Here is an 18,574-nt window from a genome sequence, read left to right as displayed (position 1 = left end):
AAATAATACCGAAAAACTGTCTATTTTTATTCTCTATTTGAAAAACTAGCATGGCCTTCCAGATTTTTGGAGGATGTAAATGTCGAAGCGAAAAATCGGCCTCAAAGAGTTGCATGCCATTGATGGAGACCGTGGCGTTGCGGTGGAACAGGCGGTCGGTGCGATCAGCCCTGTTCTGGCCCGGACACTGGTTGAGCACGGATTTGGAACCGTGTTTGCCCGTGCAGAGCTTGGACGGCGGGAACGGGAATTGATGACCGTTGCCATATTGGGCGCAATCGGTGGCGCGGAACCGCAATTGGCGGTGCATGTGGAGGCGGCCTTGCGCTGTGGTGTGGAACCGGAGGAACTGGTTGCAGCGGCAGAACATGTCAGTGTCTACGCCGGTTATCCGCGTGCCTTGAATATGCTGTTCAAAACGCGGGACACGCTGGCGGAAATGAATGTGGAGCCGATTGCCAGTGAGCGTGTTGTTACCCTTAACGGGCGCGAGACCCTGGTGTCGGACAGCGGCGGCGAGGGGGAGCCCCTGATCCTGACCCATGCGCTGGGTGTTGACCGACGTATGTGGCAGCGGGCGACCGCCCTGTTGGCGCGGCGCTATCGGGTTATTGCCTACGATTTCCGGGGGCATGGACATGCCGCCGGTATGGATGCGCTTTTCACCTTGCAGGATATGGCCGATGATTTGAAAGACCTGATGGACGTCCTGGGGCTGGAGCAGGCGCATATTGCCGGGCTGGCGCTGGGCGGGGTAGTAGCGCAGGTCTTCGCACGATCCTATCCCCAGCGCCTGTGCAAACTTGCCCTGATCTGCACGATGGCCAAGGCCCAGGATGCCTTCGAGATACGTGCGCGTGCGGGACTGGAAGAGGGGATGGAAGCGCAGATCGTACCAAGCCTGACCCGTTGGTTCCTGCCGGAAACCCTGGCCGCCAATGAATGGCCGGTACGCTATGCCCGTGAAAGTATTTTACGGGCCTTTCCGGAGGACTGGGCCTTTGCCTGGCGGGCGCTGGCTGGCGTGGATACCTGGTCTGATCTTCCGGAAATCACCTGTCCCAGTCTGCTTTTGGCGGCCGAGTTCGATCGGTCGGCAACACCGGCGATGATGCGTGAAATGGCAGGGCGGATGCCCAATGCCACATATAGGGAGGTTGCCGGGGCCTCGCATATGCTGGCGCTGGAAAGGCCTGCGGAGGTGGCGCAGGCCCTGCTGGATTTTCTGGGAGATTAGAAAAGCAGAAGGGGCGGCTTTACAGCCGCCCCTTCAATCGTCTCGACCCTGATACCGCCAATTATTCGGCAACGGCGGGTGTCGTCAGGTCGCTGTCGCTGTCATTGGCTGCGTCGGCCTCTGCCGGTTCAGCCTTTTTCGCGCGCGTTTTCTTGGCAGCAGCCTTGCGGCGGCGGGGTTTGGGTTTTTCCTCCGCCTCGGATGCCTCTGCAGGCGCTGCGTCGTTGCCTTCGCCTTCGCTTGTCTTTGCCGCCGCAGGTTTGCGGGGGCGACGCGCTTTCGGCTTTTCCTCTACCTTTTCGTCGTTGCGGCTTTCGTCCGCGGCGACAGCAATGTTGGCTTCGGAGGCTTCGGCGTCGACTTGCGTGTCGGCGTTATCGCTTTTTGCTTCGGCAGCGGCTTGCTGTTCCGCTGCCTGCTGTTGCTGGCGGCGTTGGCGTGCCTCGTTATCGGCGTTCAGAATCCGGAAATAATGATCGGCATGCTGCAGCAGGTTTTCCGCCAATACCCGGTCACCGGAAGCGGTTGCATCCCGCGCAAGGGCCACATATTTGTCGTAAACTTGCGTAGCCGTCCCCCGGATACGCACGCTCGGACCATTGGAGTCAAAGTTCTGACGTGCAGAGGGGCGCCGGTTTCCGCCACCACGATTATTATTGTTGCGGCGGTTCTTATTGTTGTTGTTGTTTTGTCTCATATTCTTTCACGCAGTTGCCTGGTGGAAATACGCTACTCGCTCAGTCCGTGGTCAAAACCCACGGGTACTATTCTTTGGTGTAGCGGGAAGTCGATTAAATTCGTTTCGGCTGGCTTTCAAACCAGCAGACGCGCGTTTCAGCGCCGTATCGACATGTTTCACCCTATCGATCGGAGGCGTCTTTTCAAGCCTTTTTTGCAGTTTTCCACAGTTTTTTTAATCTGACTCACGCTTTTGCGGTCAAACAACGTATGGTGCCTGTGAGGTCCTGATGCGGGGTAATATTAGCAAAGCCCGCCTTGTCGAGGATGCCGGTTACCGCGAGATCCTGCCCCTTGCCGAATTCAAGGGCGATAAGCCCTTCTGAAACAAGAATGTTTTTCGCCTCTGGGATGATGATTCGATAGGGGGCGAGGCCATCCGGTCCGCCGTCCAGGGCAAGCCGGGGCTCATGTTTCGCGACTTCCGGTTCCAATCCGTCGATATCGGCTGTTTCAATGTATGGGGGATTTGACAGGACGATATTGAATTGTCCCTCCAGCTTTTCCGCCCAGTCCGATTGTATGAAGCTGCATCGAGTCGCCAGTCCCAGCCGCTTCGCATTGCGCCGGGCGATGGCCAAAGCTTTCTCCGACATGTCCACACCAACGCCGGTTGCGTTTGGCAATTCGCTGAGCAACGCCAGGAGCAGGCAGCCACTACCGGTTCCGAAGTCCACCAGCCTGAGCGCTGCGGCCTTCTCCGGGAGGGCATTCAGGACTGCCTCGACAAGGGTTTCGCTGTCCGGGCGGGGGTCGAGAACATCACGGCAGACTTCAAAGTCCATGCTCCAGAACTCACGTCGTCCGGTGATGTGGGACAGTGGTTCCCGGTTCTTTCGCCGTTCGATCAGGGACCGGAATTGATCGGCATCCGATACTGGATATTCCGGAAAGGCGATTACCTGTTCCGGTGTACGGCCCATGTGATGGGCCAGCAGCAGCCGCGCCTCACGCCGAGGATTGTCTATCCCGGCGGCGGTGAGTTGTTCCGCCGCCCAGGCCAGCAGGTTGTCCGCGCGCGGTTTTGTCATCGACGTCAATGAACGCCTTCCGCCATGGCGGCCAGACGTTGCATCTGGTCCTCCAGGATCAGGGCGTCGATGATCTCGTCCAGACCTTCGCCGACGATGATCTTGTCCAACTTGTAGAGGGTCAGGTTGATGCGGTGATCGGTCACGCGGCCCTGCGGGAAGTTATAGGTGCGAATGCGTTCCGAACGGTCGCCGGAGCCGACCTGGCTCTTGCGGTCTTCGGCGCGCTCACTGGCAATGCGTTCGCGTTCAAATTCATAAAGGCGCGCGCGCAGGACCTTCATGGCCTTGGCCTTGTTCTTATGCTGGGATTTTTCATCCTGACACTGAACTACAACACCGGTGGGCAGGTGGGTGATGCGCACGGCGCTATCGGTCGTGTTCACATGCTGACCGCCGGCGCCCTGGGCGCGGTAGGTGTCGATGCGCAGGTCGCCTTCATTGACTTCGATATCCACCTCTTCGGCCTCCGGCAATACGGCAACCGTGGCGGCGGAGGTATGAATGCGCCCGCCGCTTTCTGTGACAGGCACACGTTGCACGCGGTGGACACCGGATTCAAACTTCAGGCGTTTGAAAACGTCGTTGCCGGAAATGGAGGCAACAACCTGACTGTAGCCGCCGACTTCGCTTTCACTTTCCTCGATGATCTCAACACGCCAGCCCTGTTGGGCGGCGTAGCGCTGATACATGCGGAACAGGTCACCTGCGAAAAGGGCGGCTTCGTCACCACCGGTCCCGGCTCGGATCTCGATAATGGCGTTGCGTGAATCCGCCTCGTCCTGCGGCAGCATCGCAAGCTGGGTTTCCTTTTCCAGCTCCGGCATGCGCTCTTTCAGGGCATAGAATTCCTCGGATGCCATATCACGCATATCGGCGTCGGCATCCGGGTCGTTCATCATTTCTTCCAGGTCGGCGAATTCCTGCTGGGCCGCCTTGAATTCGTTCACCTTCTCCACGATCGGGGAAAGTTCGGCAAACTCCTTGGACAGTTTGGTGAAGTCGTCTGATTCCACCTGACCGGAAGCCATGGTGTCCGATAGTTCCTGATGGCGTGCCAGCACACGGTCCAGCCGATCAGTCCAGCTCATTCATTTTCTCCTTCGCCATCTCTATCCGCCTTGGGCGCGTTGATATCACTGATACCGAACATGCGCTCCAGGATGCGGTTGACGGTAATTGTGTCGCGGAAGTCCGCCGCGTCGCCTTCGCCCGCCATGCCGCGCAGGGCCTCGCTGGGCCGGTGCAACAGACGGTTGACCAGCAGGCGTGTGGCCTCGGATGCATCCGCGTTGGGATGATCGGCCAATACACCATCACGGGTCTGGTTGAAAAGAGCCCGCAAACCAACGAGGGCCGGAACACCTTCTTTTTCTGCCTGTGCGTGTCGATATTCCGCGACAGTTTCCCGGACAATGCGCCGGGCCTCGTCGGCGGCGTCCTGCCGGTCTCGCTGGCCACGTTCCGCCAGACGTTCAATATCTTCCAGCGTATAGAGAAAGGCGTCGCGCTCTTCCTCCAGCGCGGGGTCGATATCGGCGGGAATTCCTGTATCCAGCAAAAAGATTGGTTTATGCCGCCGTTCTTTCAAGGCCTGCCGGATTTGCGGCAGGGTAACGAGAAATCGGCCACTTCCAGAGGCGGTGACGATCACATCCGCGCGGGCAATGCCGGTCGCCAGATTTTCCCACGGCAGATAGTGACAGTTCAGTCTTCCCGCCACACGTTCCGTTCGCCGGGCGCTGCCGGTCAGCATCCATTGTTCCAGCCCGGCATGGCTGAATTGTTCATGCATCAGGAGGCCGGTTTCGCCGAGGCCGATCAACAGGCCGCGGCAGTTGGACAGATCGCCATGCAGGTCGCGGGCAAAGCGGATCGCCGCAGAGGCCACCGAAACAGCCCCTTCACCGATTTTGGTCTGGCTGCGCACACGTTTGGCAAGGTTGAAACCTGCCTGCAGCAACTCGTCCAGTTCGGACCCGATCATATCGGCTGCGGCAGCCTCGGCGACGGCTTCCTTGATCTGGCCTAAAATCTGAGCCTCGCCGATCATCTGACTGTCCAAGGCGGAGATGACTTGGAAGAGATGCTGAACTGCCTCTTCATCGCAATATCGGAAAAGCTGTTCTGTTACCTGTTTGGGAGGCATTTCCGTGCGTGCAGCAAGGAATGTCTCCAACTGCCGGAGGGCGCCTTCCTCGTCGTCGGTGCAGGCGATGATTTCGACCCGGTCGCAGGTAGACAGGATAACCGCCTGGGACAGACCCAGTTCTGCAAGCTTGCGATAAGCTTCCTGGCGGGAGGCCTGGTCCAGATACAGCCGTTCACGCAGCCCCGCCTGGGCGGTTCTGAAACTCGCCCCGACGATGATGGGCCGCGTGGACTGCATGGATTTCTCTCCGATCAGGCGTTCTCTGCCAGTACCTGTGCCAGATTGGCGAGCGGCACTTCCTGCTGTTTGCCACTGTCCAGGTCTTTCAGGCCTGCAACGCCTTTGGCGAGCTCGTCATCGCCCAGCACGACGGCGAAACGGGCGTTGACTTTGTTGGCATGTTTCATGCGCTTTTTCATATTGCCGGAATAGGCCATTTCCACCCGAAGGTCTTCTGCACGAAGATCCTCTGCGATGCGCAGGGCTTTGACCTCTGCCTCGCCGCCCATGGGGACGATAACCACCGGGCGTTTGGCCGCAGGTGCGTTGCCGGCCAACATGGACAGACGTTCGATACCTGCCGCCCAGCCTACGCCGGGGGTTGGCTGTCCGCCCATTTGGCCGATCAACCCGTCATAACGGCCACCGGCCATGACCGTGCCCTGGGCCCCCAGCGCGGTGGTCGTGAACTCAAAGGCCGTATGGCAGTAATAGTCCAGGCCACGCACCAGACGCGGGTTCCATTCGTAGGCGATGTCGAGGGCGGTCAGCCCGTCGGTCAGCGCCTTGAAGAAATCGCGGCTGGCTTCATTGAGATAGTCGGAGAAGACCGGTGCGTTCTTGACCAGTTCGCGGTCGCCTTCATCCTTGGAATCCAAGATGCGCAGCGGGTTACGTTCCAGACGATTGAGCGAATCTTCCGACAGCTTGTCCTTATGGCCGCTGAAATAATCGACCAGCACCGTGCGATAGGCGTCGCGGCTTTCCGGATCACCCAGCGTGTTCAGCTCAAGCGTGGTTTCCTTATACAGGTCCAGGCCTTTCAGGATAGCCACGCCGCAGGCGATTACCTCTACATCCGCCTGGGGCTGTGCCGGGCCGATCAGTTCCACGCCGATCTGGTGGAACTGGCGCAGGCGGCCTTTTTGCGGACGTTCGTAGCGGAACATCGGGCCGTTGTAGAAAAACTTGCAGGGGGCATGTTGCGCCAGTCCGTTGGACATATAGGCGCGGGCCACACCGGCGGTGTTTTCCGGGCGCAGGGTGATGGAATCGCCGCCACGGTCCTCAAAGGTGTACATTTCCTTTGTTACCACGTCGGACGTGTCACCGAGGGTGCGCGCAAACACATTGGTGAATTCGAAGATCGGCGTCGCCATTTCCTCAAACCCATAGCGCAAAGCCACATGCCGCGCCGTATCGGTTACGTGTCGATGGCCACGCATATCCTCCGGCAGCAGGTCATGGGTTCCGCGGACGGGTTGTAGATCCGCCATGGTGACGTCCTTTCTTCTTGTGAGTTGCTATTCTGCGGCGTTTGCCGCGTCTTTTTCGGCTTCGATTTCAGCCGCTTTATCTTCGACCAGTTTGACCAGATGGTCGACCACATTCTCGTCCTGCAGACGATGATGGGGCAGGCCGCCGATATAGACCTGATGGGTGCCTTTGCCGCCGCCGGTAAACCCGATATCGGTCTCACGGGCCTCGCCCGGTCCGTTCACGACACAGCCAATTACCGACACGGTCAGCGGGGTAGTGATATGGGCCAGACGTTCTTCCAATACTTTCACGGTTGCAATCACGTCGAATTGCTGGCGGGCGCAGGAGGGACAGGAAATCACATTGACCCCGCGATGGCGCAGGTTCAGCGATTTCAGAATGTCATAACCGACTTTGACTTCCTCAACCGGGTCTGCGGACAGGGACACACGGATCGTGTCACCAATCCCGGCCCAGAGCAGGTTACCGATGCCGATGGCGGATTTGACCGTACCGCCACGCAGGCCCCCGGCCTCGGTGATGCCAAGGTGCAGCGGGTAATTACAGGCTTCGGCCAGGCCGTGATAGGCGGCAACCGCGAGGAAGACATCCGAGGCCTTCACGCTGATCTTGAAGTTGTAAAAGTCGTTGTCTTCCAGGATGCGGGCATGTTCCAGCCCGCTTTCCACCATGGCTTCCGGGCAGGGCTCGCCGTATTTTTCCAGAAGATGCTTTTCCAGCGATCCGGCATTGACGCCGATGCGCATGGAACAGCCATGATCCTTGGCGGCCTGGACCACCTCACGGACACGTTCCGGAGAGCCGATATTGCCGGGATTGATACGCAGGCAGGCCGCCCCGGCCTCTGCCGCTTCGATACCACGGCGATAGTGGAAGTGGATGTCGGCGACGATGGGAACATCCACCGACTTTACAATGGTCTTGAGGGCGGCGGTGGATTCCTCATCCGGACAGGAGACGCGCACAATATCGGCCCCGGCCTCTGCAGCCGCCTGAACCTGACGAATAGTGGCATCCGCATCCGAGGTCAGGGTATTGGTCATGGTCTGCACCGAAATCGGTGCGCCGCCGCCGACAGCGACGTCGCCAACCATTACCTGACGGGACTGACGGCGATAAATATCGCGATAGGGCCGAACACTCATGGGCCTTCCAACTCCGTACCTAGGCGGAGCCCATGCTCCGCGCCCGCAACATGCGTCGGAAAACCGGAAATTTCAAGCCCAAGGCGGCAAACTGACCCGGTTTATCCACATGTGCGGTTTCTGGCCGTTTACTGGTTGGCGAGAATTGCCTCAGGGTTGAGCGATACGTCCCTGCGAACGGCCCCGACCGGACCAAGTGGCCGGGCGTCTTTTCCGTCGACAGAAATCTCCAGGGCGCCTGCATTGCCGGTCACCAGGGTGACCCCTTGCATATTGGGAACGCGATACTGGTCGCCCTTGTTCATCAGGCGGGTCAGCAGGCGTTTGCCGTCCGGTCCGGTGATTTCCACCCAGGCGGTGGATTTAGCCGTGATGACCACGCGGGCATCGGCATTATCTTCGCCAAACACCTTGTTGTTGGTGCCGGGCTGTGGCTGGGGTGCGGGGGAAGCGGTGGCCGCCTGCGTCGGTGTGTCGGCTTGCGCCGCTGCGGTTTCTTCTGCTGCCGCAGTTGCCTCTTGCACCTGATCCTGCGTCGGTGTCGCTACGGCTTCCTGGTTGTCGGCTGCCGTCGGTGCCTGCTCTTCGGCTGCCACAGTCTCCTGCGTTTCAGCCGTTGCTTCCTGTGCGGTTTCGGCTGCTCCTGCTGCCTGAGTTTCGACAGTCGTGGTCGCCTGGTCTGCAGCGGTGGTAGCAGTATCCTGCGCGTTTTCTACGATGACTTCCGCGCTTCCGCTGGTTGCGGATGCTGTTTCGTCAGTCGCAGGGGCTTCTGCTGCCATTTCGGCTGTTGCTGATGCTGTGTCAGCAGCGGCGTCGGATGTCTGACTGGTCATTTCCGCAGCATCGCCGGACATATCGGAAGGTGCCGCCGTCGTGGCCATTTCGGAGGTTGCCGGCGCAGGGCTTTCCGCCACGTCGCCGGTCGTCGGCTCCGCTTCACCGTCTTCCAGAAGTTCCGAGAATTGCTCCGGCACGGCGGGGATCAGGTCGGTGACCGATTTCCCCTGATTGTTGAGGTACCACCAGATGCCGTAGAAAACAGCCAGCAGCAGCAGGCCGATAAAGACCAGGGCGCCACCCGGCAGGCTTTTGGCGGGGAGAGGTTCCGGGAAATGAAGCTTGGTCTGTTGCTCCAGTTCGTCCGCTTCGACCTTGTATTGTTCGACAAGGGATTTTGCGTCCAGCTTCAGGTGTTCGGCATAGGTGCGCACAAAACCCAAGGCGTAGGTCGTACCCGGCAAATCCTGATAGCGGCTGTTTTCGATAGCTTCCAGAAAAGCGCGACGGATACAAAGCTGTTCGGCAACCTGGTTCAAATCCAGGTCGCGGGCCAGTCGTTCGCCCCGCAGGATATCACCCACCCGTCGCCGGCGTTCCTGTGTTTGTTCCGCATCCGTGTTTTGCATTCTACTTTCTTCTGCCATGCGCTAACTCGCCGGACTGATCCGGCGGACTCCCTTTCGTTCCACTACCCCTGCCCGCGAGAATGCGATGCTGCCGCATTATGAAGAAGAGAATAGAAAAAGCAAAGTATTCGTAAATGGAAGAAAACCGGCCTGCGTCCGACTACAGAATTACTTTGTGGTCTTTTGCATAGGCGAGCAATTGGCTCCTCAGACTGTGATCCGGGGAATTCAGTTGTGAGGCCATATAATCCGCCAGCGAGGCCATCTGGATCGACCGGACTGTGCTGCGCACCGGTCCCACGGACCAGGGCGACATCGACAGGTTGCGAATACCAACCCCGATCAGCGCCATCGCGCAAAGCGGGTTGCCCGCGATCTCGCCACAGACGCTGACCGTCACATTGGCAGCATGGCACTGATCGGCAATATGTTTGATCAGCGTCAGGAAGCCCGGCGACATGGCGTCATAGCGTTTGTCGAGACGCGGGTTGCCACGGTCGCTGGCAAAGAAAAACTGTAGCAGATCGTTCGAGCCGATGGAAACGAAGTCCACATGCTGCAACAAAGAGGGGAGCTGGAAAGCCAGCGAGGGGACTTCGAACATGATCCCGACGCGCATTTCTGACGGCACTACCTGGTTGCGCGCACGGGCACGCGCCAGTTCCTTGTTCAGGGCGTCGCGGGCTTTCAGAAACTCACTGGTATCCGCGATCATGGGGAACATGACATTCAACGGGCGTCCGTCGGCGGCGAGGATCATGGCGCGAAGCTGTTGGCGCAGCATGGCGGGCCGGTCGAGGGCCACGCGAATGGCGCGCCAGCCCATTGCCGGGTTTTCCTCGGCCATATCCTGGAAATAGGGAAGGACCTTGTCGCCACCGATGTCCAGGGTGCGGAAGATGACAGGCTTGTCATCCGCCTGGTCGTAGACCTTGCCGTAAATATCCGCCTGGGTGTCCACACCCGGATAATCGGAACGGACCATGAAGGGAACCTCGGTCCGATAGAGGCCAATCCCGGCGGCCCCGGTCTCATGCAGATGCGGCAGGTCGATGAGCAGGCCCGCATTCATATGGACACCGATTTCCACGCCATCGGTCGTGACGGCGGGCAAGTCCTTGTCCCGGGCATAGGCGGCGCGCTGTTGCGCGTGCAATTCCATGGACGTCTGGAAAACACGCCTGAATTCCTCGCCCGGACGGACAAAGCAGGTTGCGTTGTTGCCGTCGACAATAATCCGGTCAAAGGGCTCCACGCGGCTCAGGATACGGCTGACGCGACCGATCACCGGAATGTCGAGGGCGCGGGCGACAATCGCCACATGGGCGGTGGAGGAACCTTCCTCCAGAACCACGCCTTTGAGGCGCTCACGGTCATAATCCAGCAATTCCGCCGGGCCCATGTTACGGGCGATGACGATCATTTCGTCGGGCAGGTCTTCCTGGGTTGCCGTGCCGTTGCCGTTGGATTCGGTCAGATGCTGCAGCAGGCGATAGGCAACGTCTTCCAGGTCCAGCAGGCGTTCGCGCAGATAGACATCCTGCACCTTGGCCATGCGGGCGCGGGTTTCGTTCTGTACACGCACGACCGCGGCTTCCGCCGTCAGGCCGGAGGTGATCGCCTCCCGGATGCGTTTGATCCATCCGCGGTCTTCCGCGATCATCCGATAGGTCTTCAGGATGTCCACATGGTCGCCGCCGTCGCCGTCGTCATCGACGGTTTTCACCATATGGTCCAGCTTGCTGTGCATGGCGGAGAGCGCGGCTTCAAGCCGGTCGATCTCTTTTCCCTCGTCCTCGGCAACCATTTTGCCGATGGGAACATGGGGACGGTGCAGCACCGCACGTCCCATTGCCAGTCCGGAGCTGAGCTGTACCCCGTCGATCCTGAGCGGCTTGAGCGCCAGCCCGTCCATCGGGGCCTGTTCCCGACGCCGGACGACGCCGCCTGCGGCGATCAGTTCCGCGACGACCATGCCGATGGTTTCCATCAGCTCGACCTGTTCGTCGCTGTAGTTGCAGGGTTCCTTGTTCTGGATTACCAGCACGCCCATGACGCGACCGCCACGCAGGATTGGCACACCGAGCAGGGAATGGAACAGTTCCTCACCGGTTTCCGGGCGATAGGCGAAGTTGGGATGCTTTTGTGCGTCGGCAAGTGCAAAGGGACGGGCATAGGCGGCGATGTCACCGACAATACCTTCGCCCATCCGCAGGCGGGTCCGGTGGACAGCGTCCAGCTTCAGACCCTCTGTGGCGAAAAGCTCCAACACGTCGCCCGCACGGCGGATATAGATGGAGCAGACGGCGGCGTTCATTTCATGGGCAATGATCGCCACAATCCGGTTGAGGCGCTCCTGGGCGCCTTCGCCGGTGGCCATGATATCTCGAAGACGTCGCAGGAGTTGCCGCGAGCCACCCCATTTGGGGCTGGCTTTGTCGCTGCTCTCTATCCTGTCTTTCTGCTCCACGTCTTCCCCCGCTGTCACGAGCCTGACTTTGCTTTCAATTGTTTATCGCGAAACAGCTATTGCCGTCCACGGATGATCACAAATTATTTTTGGCTATCAGATAGCGATATGGGGGCGAAGTTACTCCGCGTCCAGTCCGTAAGCCGTGTGAAGGGCTCGCAGGGCCAGTTCGGTATATTCTTCGGCGACCAGCGTGCTGATCTTGATCTCGCTGGTGGAGATCACCTGAATATTGATCCCTTTTTCGGCCAGGGTCTGGAACATGGTCTGGGCGACACCCGCGTGAGAGCGCATGCCGACGCCGATGACGGAAATCTTCACCACGTCCGAATCCGCGAGCAGGTCGTGATATTCGATTTCGTCGTGATTGTCCTTCAGGACCTGGACGGCGCGTTCCACATCGGTCTTGCCGACAGTGAAGGTCAGGTCGGTCTGCTGCCCGTCGGCGGATACGCTCTGGACGATCATGTCCACATTGACCGATGCATCGGCCAGCGGGCCGAAGATATGGGCTGCGATGCCCGGCTTGTCGGCCACTTTCACCAGGGTGATTTTCGCCTCATCACGGCTGTAGGCGATGCCGCTGACAACTTGTTCTTCCACGATTTCATCCTCTGCTACAACGAGCGTACCGGGTTTGTCTTCGAAGCTGGACAACACCTGCAGGCGTACGCCGTGATTCATGGCCATTTCAACGGAACGGGTCTGCAGGACTTTTGCCCCCTGCGACGCCATTTCCAGCATTTCTTCATGGCTGATCTTTTCGATCTTGCGTGCCTTGGACACGATGCGCGGGTCTGTGGTGTAGACCCCGTCCACGTCGGTATAGATATCGCAACGGTCGGCATTCATGGCGGCGGCAAGGGCCACGGCGGTGGTATCCGATCCACCACGGCCCAGTGTCGCGATCCGCTTCAGCGGGCTGATCCCCTGGAAACCGGCAATAACGGCGACCTGGCCTTCTTCAAAGCGCTTTACCATGTCGTCGGTGTCGATGTCGGTAATGCGGGCCTTGCCGTGGACATCGTTGGTATGGATCGGAATTTGCCAGCCCAGCCAGGAGCGGGCATTGACGCCCATTTCCTGCAGGCGCAACGCCATCAGACCGGCAGTCACCTGTTCGCCGGAGGCGACGATGCTGTCATACTCGCGAGTGTCGTAGACCTTGCTGGTCTGATCTACGTAGGAAACCAACTGGTTGGTAACGCCGGCCATGGCGGAAACCACGACGGCGACTTCGTTGCCGGCGTCGACTTCCCGTTTGACCCGGTTTGCGGCGTTGGCGATGCGGTCCAGATCCGCCACCGAGGTGCCGCCAAATTTCATGACAATGCGCGCCATTTCGTTCTCAAGCCTCTTTGCCAATATCATCGCGCGATGCGCCGGTGAAGCTAGCCCGTCAATATGTCAGCAGTTAGACAGATATGCGTCACGTTGGGGGCTTGCCCCAACGGGGCCGCGTATCCATACTCTGTGCGCGCACACCGTTCAAGAGCGGAGCGGCGAAATTGCGCGAATTTCTGAATGTTTGAACTATTCTTACCAAAAGGACGCCTGCCATGGGTAAGTCGACGGCAATGGACAAGGAAAGTCTCCGGCCTTTGGGTCAGACTGTGGATGCGGAAGAGATCGAAAAATTCGCCGCCATGGCCGAGGAATGGTGGGACCCGGATGGAAAATTCAAGCCGCTTCATAAGTTTAACCCAACCCGTGTCGGCTATATCCGCGATAAAATCTGCGCGCATTTCGACCGCGATCCGATGAAGGTTCGCCCGCTTGAGGGGCTGCGTATCCTGGACATCGGCAGTGGCGGGGGGTTGCTTTGTGAGCCAATGGCGCGTCTCGGTGCGACGATCATCGGTGTCGATGCCACGGAAAAATCCGTCCGTATCGCCGAGGCCCATGCCGAACAGATGGGGTTGGAGATCGACTATCGCTTTGCCTCCGCCGAACAACTGGTGGATGAGGGTGAGCAGTTCGACGTGGTCCTCAATATGGAAGTGGTCGAGCATGTGGCCGACGTGGAGGCCTTCATCGGCGCCAGTGCGGCCCTGGTCAAACCGGGCGGCGTGATGTTCCTGGCGACCCTGAACCGGACCATGAAATCCTACGCCTTTGCCATTGTCGGCGCGGAATATGTCCTGCGCTGGCTGCCGCGTGGCACCCACGAGTGGAAGAAGTTCCTGAAACCGTCCGAACTGGCCTCTGTCCTGCGCCGCCACGGCATCACGGTTGCCGACCTGCAAGGCGTCGTCTTCAACCCGATCAAGGATACATGGTCGCTCGACGCCAAGGATCTGGCGGTCAACTATCTGGTCTATGCGGAAAAACCGGAATAGGCGTTAACGCGCTCTTGGATGCGCCTTGTTATAGGCGCTCATCAGGCGTTCGGTATCCACATCTGTATAGCGTTGGGTTGTGCTGAGGCTGGCATGGCCCAGCAATTCCTGGATGGCGCGCAGGTCACCGCCGCCTGTCAGCAGATGAGTTGCAAAACTGTGGCGCAGGGCATGCGGCGTGGCGCTGTCGGGCAGGCCCAGCACACTGCGGATTTGCCGCATCAGCTTGGCCGCCGCTCCCCGGTCCAACCGGCCGCCTCGGACACCCCGGAAGATGGGGGCATCGTCCTCCGGCGCAAAGGGGCTGGCCGCGAAATAGTCTTCCATGGCCTTGCGGACCAGCGGCAGGATCGGGACGATCCGTTCCTTGTTGCCCTTGCCCAGAACGCGCAGGCTGTCTTCTTTCGGCCAGTCACTCATATTGAGGTTCAGTGCCTCCGAAATACGCAGGCCGCAGCCGTATAACAGCGTCAGCAGGGCAATATCGCGTTTGCCTGCCCAGCCTTCACTGGCCCAATCGCCTGCGATGCGAAGGGCCTCCCTGGCATCGCTTTCCTGCAATGGTTTGGGCACGGCCTTGGGGGTCTTCGGCGTGCGGACGCTGCCGATGGCTGCATTGGAAGCAAAGCCGTTTTTCTGCATCCAGCGAAAAAAACTGCGTACGGCAGACAAGGCACGCGCATTTGACGTGGCCGATAATTCGTTGCGAAGCCGTGCGGCAAGCCAGGCGCGGAAGTCGCCCGTGCGCAATCTTTCCAGCGACTTCAGGTCAGGCAGGCCATCCATATGGTTTGCCATGAAGTGCAGGAAATGGCTGAGGTCGCGCGCATAAGCGTCCAGCGTGTTGGGGCTGTAGCGTTTTTCTACCCGCAGGTAATAGAGGAAGTCCCGGTAGCAACGGGCAACGGTACTGTCCCCGGCGGTGGGGTCCAGACCAAGTTCCCAGGTGGCTTGTTGCGTCATGCGTGCATCATTTCCGCAACACTGCCCATAAGGGGGTAATCCACTTCCTGCGTATAGATTGACCCGTTATGGGTCAGCAGGCTGGAATAAAGCGAGAAATGGGTCGCGTGGAAGGCCATGTCCTTGGGCAGATGATGGGTGCGTTCCGCACAGTATTTCTGCACCGGTTCCACGGGTTTCGGTTTCATCCTCGCCAGTGTGATATGAGGTGAGAATTTGCGCGGTTCCGGCGAAAGCCCTGCCCGGACGAGAGCTGATTCGACCTTTTTTTGCAGATGGACCAGGCTTTCGGTTTTGGCCACCTTCATATGCAGGGTGTGAACCTTGCCCTTCTTGTCGAAAAAGCCGAGGCCCTCGCTGTTGATTTCCACCGGTGGTGCGTTGACCTGCGACAGGGCCGCATCATAGTCATCGGCATCGCCGTTATGTACTTCCCCGATAAAACGGAGTGTCAGGTGGTAGTTTTCCGGTGGTACCCAGCGCACCCCGTGGAGGCCGTGGGCAATGGACTGAAGTGCCTCTGTAATTTGCTGCGGCATGGGGATCGCGACAAATAGACGTATCATACTGGCCTCCTGTCCTAGAGGGATCGGGGAGAACCCCTAAGGGATTTCCCCCCGACTGGTAAGGTTAGTATATCAGTTAATGGGACACGGGGAAGGGCGTGCGCTGATGGATTTCCTCGATTGCTGCCGTGACGGCGTCGGGCAGGGTGAAGTCCCCGGATTCAATGGCGATTTCCAACTGATCCATGGTCCGGGCCCCGATGATATTGGACGTCACGAAGGGCTGTTGATTGACAAAGGCATGGGCCATCAGCGCCGGATCCAACCCCGAGTCGCGCGCCAGTTTGACGTATTTTGCGGTCTCTTCGACGGGTTTGGAACGCAGATAACGGGGGAAATACTGTCCGAAGAGAGCCATACGGGAACCCTCGGGCATCTTACCGTCGAGGTATTTCCCACTCAGCACGCCCATGGCGAGCGGGGAATAGGCCAGCAGGCCAACCTTCTCCCGGATGGCGATTTCCGCGCAGCCGATCTCGAAATCCCGCTTGAGCAGGTTATAGGGGTTCTGGATGCTCTGCACCCGTGGCAGGCCTTTCAGTTCCGCCATACGCAGGCTTTCCAGCATGCCCCAGGGCGTTTCGTTGGACAGGCCCACCGTGCGGACCTTGCCCGCCTTGACCAGTTCCGCCAGCGCCTCGAAGGTTTCTTCCATAGGAACGGAATTGTCGTCTGCGTTGTGGACATATCCCAATTGGCCGAAGAAATTGGTTTCCCGGTCGGGCCAATGTAGTTGGTAGAGGTCAATATAGTCCGTATTTAATCGCTGCAGGCTGGCGTCGCAGGCGGCGAGTATGTTTTTCCGGTCCAGTTTGGTGATACCGTCCGGGTTGAGCTCCGGTCGGACATAGGAGAAACGTTCCGCCCGGGCGACGACCTTGGAGGCAAGTATGAAGTCGCCCCGACGTCCCGGGTTCTTTTTCAACCAGGAACCGATGATCGATTCGGTGCTGCCATAGGTTTCCTTGCGCGGCGGCACGGAATACATCTCTGCGGTATCGATGAAATTGACGCCGTGATCCAGCGCATAGTCCAATTGTTCGTGGCCTTCGGCCTCGCTGTTCTGTTCGCCCCAGGTCATGGTGCCCAGGCAAATAACACTGACGTCCAGGTCAGTGTTTCCTAACCGACGATATTGCATGTCTTGTGACCCCTGATTTTTTTAGGAAGTTTCCCAACTAGATAAGCGTTTTCAGGGGGATTTCAAGAATGACATCAGATGATGCCGGTCAGACGAACAGGGTCAGAATTCCGGTAAAGCTGTAGAGGCGATCGCGGTTGATTTCCCCGTTGGCGAAAAAGCCGACCAGGGGGAAGTCCCCCAGTTTTTCCGATATCAATTTCAGCTCTTCGGAATCCGGCCCGAACTGGTTTGCGCCGCGCCCGGAACAGGTCACATAGATGCCTCCCTTGATCGCCCGGTCGCCCACACGCTTTTCCAGATCCTGCAGCATGCGGTTCATGTCCGAGACGGCGGCATCGTGATCTCGGCGGCAGAACATGACCAGGTCGCCCGGTTCAAATTCGGCGGCAATTGCCATGGCGCCGTGCTGCGGGTCGATGCCGGTCAGGTTACGGACCATATAGTCGGGCCGTTCGCCGCCGGTGACAGGCAGGGCGGCATAGATATAGCCCGCAACCTTTTCCAGATCCCGTGTGAGGAGATCACCGATTTCCTCCTTGAAAACATCAAGTGCGGGGCGGTCGTCGATGCTGATGATGATATCTTCGTGACAATCCGTCACGCGGTGGGGCGGCCCGATCGGCGTGCAGCCCTGGGTCAGGCTGGTAACGACGGGCGCGTGCTGGTCGGAGAACATGACGCCCGACAGCCCGCCGCCGTCGACGGAACCCGCGATTTGCGATCCCCGCCCCATGGCCGCCGACAGGCCGCCTACAAGGAAACCGCCACTTTCCAGCGCAAGGTCCTCAATCAGGCCGATGACCAGGGGGTTGGACGGATCGCCATGGGTCAGAATCAGGGGTACGCCGCATTGTCCCAGCCAGGAGGCGCTTTCGCCGATCGCTTCCTCCGTTTCTTCATGAATGCCGTTCAGAAGATGGAAGGCATGTTCGGGCAGGGACAGCAGCATGGCCGCAATCGCCGGGGTTTCGAGATATTCCGTCCCGGTACTGCAGACACCCGCGCCGACTGTGCCGACCCAATGCGGAACGCCGGTGGTCTGGCGCATGAAAATCTCGATATCAATCAGATTGTCGGCAAAGTCGGGCGTGACGTAGAAAATACCCAACCGATGATTGGCGGTGGCCTGGCCCAGTTTCTGCAAAAGCTGTGCGGCGGTTTCCTGCCAGGTCCCGGCACTGGCGGCGGCGGCACGGAAGTCGGATCGTGCAGAGGACGTCATGGCTAGCCTTTCCGGTTGAGGGCCTTTTCCACAAAGGGAAGCAGCCGGTCCACGATAATGGATACGCCTTCGGCTGTCGGATGCATTCCATCACCTTGGTTCAAGCTTGGGTCTCCCGCCACACCATCGAGAAAAAACGGATAGAAAACAATATCATATTTCTTGGCGAGGTCGGGATAAATCGCGTTGAAGGCCTGGCCGTAGTCGCGTCCCATATTGGGGGGCGCCAGCATCCCGGTCAGAAGAACCGGAATTTCCGCGGCCTTCGCTTTTTCGATGATCGTGGCGAGGTTCGTCTTGGTGTCGTCCGGGGCAAGGGCGCGCAATCCGTCATTCGCCCCCAGCTCCAGCAACAGCAAATCCGGCTTTTCCGTAAGCAGCCATTCAAGCCGGGACAGCCCGCCCGCCGATGTGTCGCCGGAAACACCCGCATTGACGACGCGCACCTTGTGTCCCTTATCGGACAGGGCCTGCTGTAGCTGGACAGGGAAGCTGTCATCTTTCGGCAGGCCATAGCCTGCTGTCAGGCTGTCCCCCAAGGCAAGGATCAGCTTGTCGCCATCCTCGGCTGCCTGTGATGCGCCGGGAAATGCAAGTGCCGCGATCAGCATAAATAGGGCGAAGCCGTTGAAAAGCCTCGAGGTCACGCCATATGCTA

At 59.1% G+C, this 18,574-nt stretch carries 16 protein-coding genes; 2 read left to right on the top strand and 14 right to left on the bottom strand.

The genetic code is table 11. From position 1 onward, the window contains the following. The first annotated feature begins 79 nt into the window (after positions 1 to 79). Positions 80 to 1,237 (top strand): alpha/beta hydrolase, encoded by a 1,158-nt coding sequence (locus IF205_RS20285; protein WP_259781176.1) that lies wholly within the window; start codon positions 80 to 82, stop codon positions 1,235 to 1,237. Positions 1,238 to 1,298: 61 nt separating this feature from the next. Here IF205_RS20285 and IF205_RS20280 read toward each other — a convergent pair whose 3' ends face one another. From IF205_RS20280 to IF205_RS20240, 9 genes are all read right to left on the bottom strand, one after another. After that, positions 1,299 to 1,934, bottom strand: coding sequence for a DUF4167 domain-containing protein (locus IF205_RS20280; protein ID WP_259781175.1), 636 nt, complete (start codon positions 1,932 to 1,934; stop codon positions 1,299 to 1,301). Between the two features lie 226 nt (positions 1,935 to 2,160). Further along, positions 2,161 to 3,006, bottom strand: coding sequence for a peptide chain release factor N(5)-glutamine methyltransferase (gene prmC / locus IF205_RS20275; RefSeq protein WP_259781174.1), 846 nt, complete (start codon positions 3,004 to 3,006; stop codon positions 2,161 to 2,163). 5 nt (positions 3,007 to 3,011) lie between these two features. Then, positions 3,012 to 4,097, bottom strand: a complete 1,086-nt coding sequence (gene prfA, locus IF205_RS20270; RefSeq protein ID WP_259781173.1) for a peptide chain release factor 1 — start codon at positions 4,095 to 4,097, stop codon at positions 3,012 to 3,014. Beyond that, entirely contained in the window at positions 4,094 to 5,395 is a 1,302-nt protein-coding gene (gene hemA, locus IF205_RS20265) for a glutamyl-tRNA reductase (protein ID WP_259781172.1), read from the bottom strand. Before hemA ends, prfA begins: the two co-directional genes overlap by 4 nt. Positions 5,396 to 5,409: 14 nt before the next feature. Continuing rightward, the gene (gene hisS, locus IF205_RS20260; RefSeq protein ID WP_259781171.1) at positions 5,410 to 6,654 is read right to left on the bottom strand and encodes a histidine--tRNA ligase; all 1,245 of its coding nucleotides are present in this window, start codon (positions 6,652 to 6,654) and stop codon (positions 5,410 to 5,412) included. A 27-nt stretch (positions 6,655 to 6,681) separates the two neighbouring features. Further along, a complete protein-coding gene (gene ispG, locus IF205_RS20255) occupies positions 6,682 to 7,803 on the bottom strand; it encodes a flavodoxin-dependent (E)-4-hydroxy-3-methylbut-2-enyl-diphosphate synthase (RefSeq protein ID WP_259781170.1) in 1,122 nt (373 codons plus the stop codon). 128 nt (positions 7,804 to 7,931) lie between these two features. Next, positions 7,932 to 9,212 carry a helix-turn-helix domain-containing protein gene (locus IF205_RS20250; protein WP_259781169.1) on the bottom strand — a complete coding sequence of 427 codons (1,281 nt, stop codon included), beginning with the start codon at positions 9,210 to 9,212 and terminating at the stop codon, positions 7,932 to 7,934. A 160-nt stretch (positions 9,213 to 9,372) separates the two neighbouring features. Continuing rightward, positions 9,373 to 11,700 (bottom strand): phosphoenolpyruvate--protein phosphotransferase, encoded by a 2,328-nt coding sequence (ptsP, locus tag IF205_RS20245; protein WP_311195717.1) that lies wholly within the window; start codon positions 11,698 to 11,700, stop codon positions 9,373 to 9,375. A gap of 102 nt (positions 11,701 to 11,802) precedes the next feature. Continuing rightward, positions 11,803 to 13,023, bottom strand: coding sequence for an aspartate kinase (locus tag IF205_RS20240; RefSeq protein ID WP_259781168.1), 1,221 nt, complete (start codon positions 13,021 to 13,023; stop codon positions 11,803 to 11,805). 218 nt (positions 13,024 to 13,241) lie between these two features. Here IF205_RS20240 and ubiG point away from each other — a divergent pair, with 218 nt between their 5' ends. Next, entirely contained in the window at positions 13,242 to 14,021 is a 780-nt protein-coding gene (ubiG, locus tag IF205_RS20235; protein ID WP_259781167.1) for a bifunctional 2-polyprenyl-6-hydroxyphenol methylase/3-demethylubiquinol 3-O-methyltransferase UbiG, read from the top strand. 3 nt (positions 14,022 to 14,024) lie between these two features. On the opposite strand, the gene IF205_RS20230 is transcribed toward ubiG, so the two are convergent. From IF205_RS20230 to IF205_RS20210, 5 genes are all read right to left on the bottom strand, one after another. After that, entirely contained in the window at positions 14,025 to 14,984 is a 960-nt protein-coding gene (locus IF205_RS20230; protein WP_259781166.1) for a tyrosine recombinase XerC, read from the bottom strand. Continuing rightward, positions 14,981 to 15,550: an RNA 2',3'-cyclic phosphodiesterase gene (gene thpR, locus IF205_RS20225; RefSeq protein ID WP_259781165.1), complete on the bottom strand. Its 570-nt coding sequence runs from the start codon at positions 15,548 to 15,550 to the stop codon at positions 14,981 to 14,983. The genes IF205_RS20230 and thpR overlap by 4 nt, the downstream gene beginning before the upstream one ends. Before the next feature lie 76 nt (positions 15,551 to 15,626). Further along, positions 15,627 to 16,691 carry an NADP(H)-dependent aldo-keto reductase gene (locus tag IF205_RS20220; RefSeq protein ID WP_259781164.1) on the bottom strand — a complete coding sequence of 355 codons (1,065 nt, stop codon included), beginning with the start codon at positions 16,689 to 16,691 and terminating at the stop codon, positions 15,627 to 15,629. 88 nt (positions 16,692 to 16,779) lie between these two features. Beyond that, positions 16,780 to 17,916, bottom strand: coding sequence for an FIST signal transduction protein (locus IF205_RS20215; RefSeq protein WP_259781163.1), 1,137 nt, complete (start codon positions 17,914 to 17,916; stop codon positions 16,780 to 16,782). Positions 17,917 to 17,918: 2 nt separating this feature from the next. Beyond that, the gene (locus tag IF205_RS20210) at positions 17,919 to 18,563 is read right to left on the bottom strand and encodes an arylesterase (RefSeq protein ID WP_259781162.1); all 645 of its coding nucleotides are present in this window, start codon (positions 18,561 to 18,563) and stop codon (positions 17,919 to 17,921) included. Positions 18,564 to 18,574 lie beyond the last annotated feature (11 nt).

The organism is Aestuariispira ectoiniformans (assembly GCF_025136295.1).
GTDB lineage: Bacteria > Pseudomonadota > Alphaproteobacteria > UBA8366 > Aestuariispiraceae > Aestuariispira_A > Aestuariispira_A ectoiniformans.
Note: the sequence above shows the minus strand (reverse complement) of the source record. Positions and strands in the feature narration are given on the sequence as shown.

What these genes read in the sequence shown, in the direction of transcription:
- IF205_RS20285 (WP_259781176.1), top strand. Translation starts at nt 80, where the DNA reads ATGTCGAAGCGAAAAATCGGCCTCAAAGAGTTGCATGCCATTGATGGA.
- IF205_RS20280 (WP_259781175.1), bottom strand. Translation starts at nt 1,934, where the DNA reads ATGAGACAAAACAACAACAACAATAAGAACCGCCGCAACAATAATAAT.
- prmC (WP_259781174.1), bottom strand. Translation starts at nt 3,006, where the DNA reads ATGACAAAACCGCGCGCGGACAACCTGCTGGCCTGGGCGGCGGAACAA.
- prfA (WP_259781173.1), bottom strand. Translation starts at nt 4,097, where the DNA reads ATGAGCTGGACTGATCGGCTGGACCGTGTGCTGGCACGCCATCAGGAA.
- hemA (WP_259781172.1), bottom strand. Translation starts at nt 5,395, where the DNA reads ATGCAGTCCACGCGGCCCATCATCGTCGGGGCGAGTTTCAGAACCGCC.
- hisS (WP_259781171.1), bottom strand. Translation starts at nt 6,654, where the DNA reads ATGGCGGATCTACAACCCGTCCGCGGAACCCATGACCTGCTGCCGGAG.
- ispG (WP_259781170.1), bottom strand. Translation starts at nt 7,803, where the DNA reads ATGAGTGTTCGGCCCTATCGCGATATTTATCGCCGTCAGTCCCGTCAG.
- IF205_RS20250 (WP_259781169.1), bottom strand. Translation starts at nt 9,212, where the DNA reads ATGCAAAACACGGATGCGGAACAAACACAGGAACGCCGGCGACGGGTG.
- IF205_RS20240 (WP_259781168.1), bottom strand. Translation starts at nt 13,023, where the DNA reads ATGGCGCGCATTGTCATGAAATTTGGCGGCACCTCGGTGGCGGATCTG.
- ubiG (WP_259781167.1), top strand. Translation starts at nt 13,242, where the DNA reads ATGGGTAAGTCGACGGCAATGGACAAGGAAAGTCTCCGGCCTTTGGGT.
- IF205_RS20230 (WP_259781166.1), bottom strand. Translation starts at nt 14,984, where the DNA reads ATGACGCAACAAGCCACCTGGGAACTTGGTCTGGACCCCACCGCCGGG.
- thpR (WP_259781165.1), bottom strand. Translation starts at nt 15,550, where the DNA reads ATGATACGTCTATTTGTCGCGATCCCCATGCCGCAGCAAATTACAGAG.
- IF205_RS20220 (WP_259781164.1), bottom strand. Translation starts at nt 16,691, where the DNA reads ATGCAATATCGTCGGTTAGGAAACACTGACCTGGACGTCAGTGTTATT.
- IF205_RS20215 (WP_259781163.1), bottom strand. Translation starts at nt 17,916, where the DNA reads ATGACGTCCTCTGCACGATCCGACTTCCGTGCCGCCGCCGCCAGTGCC.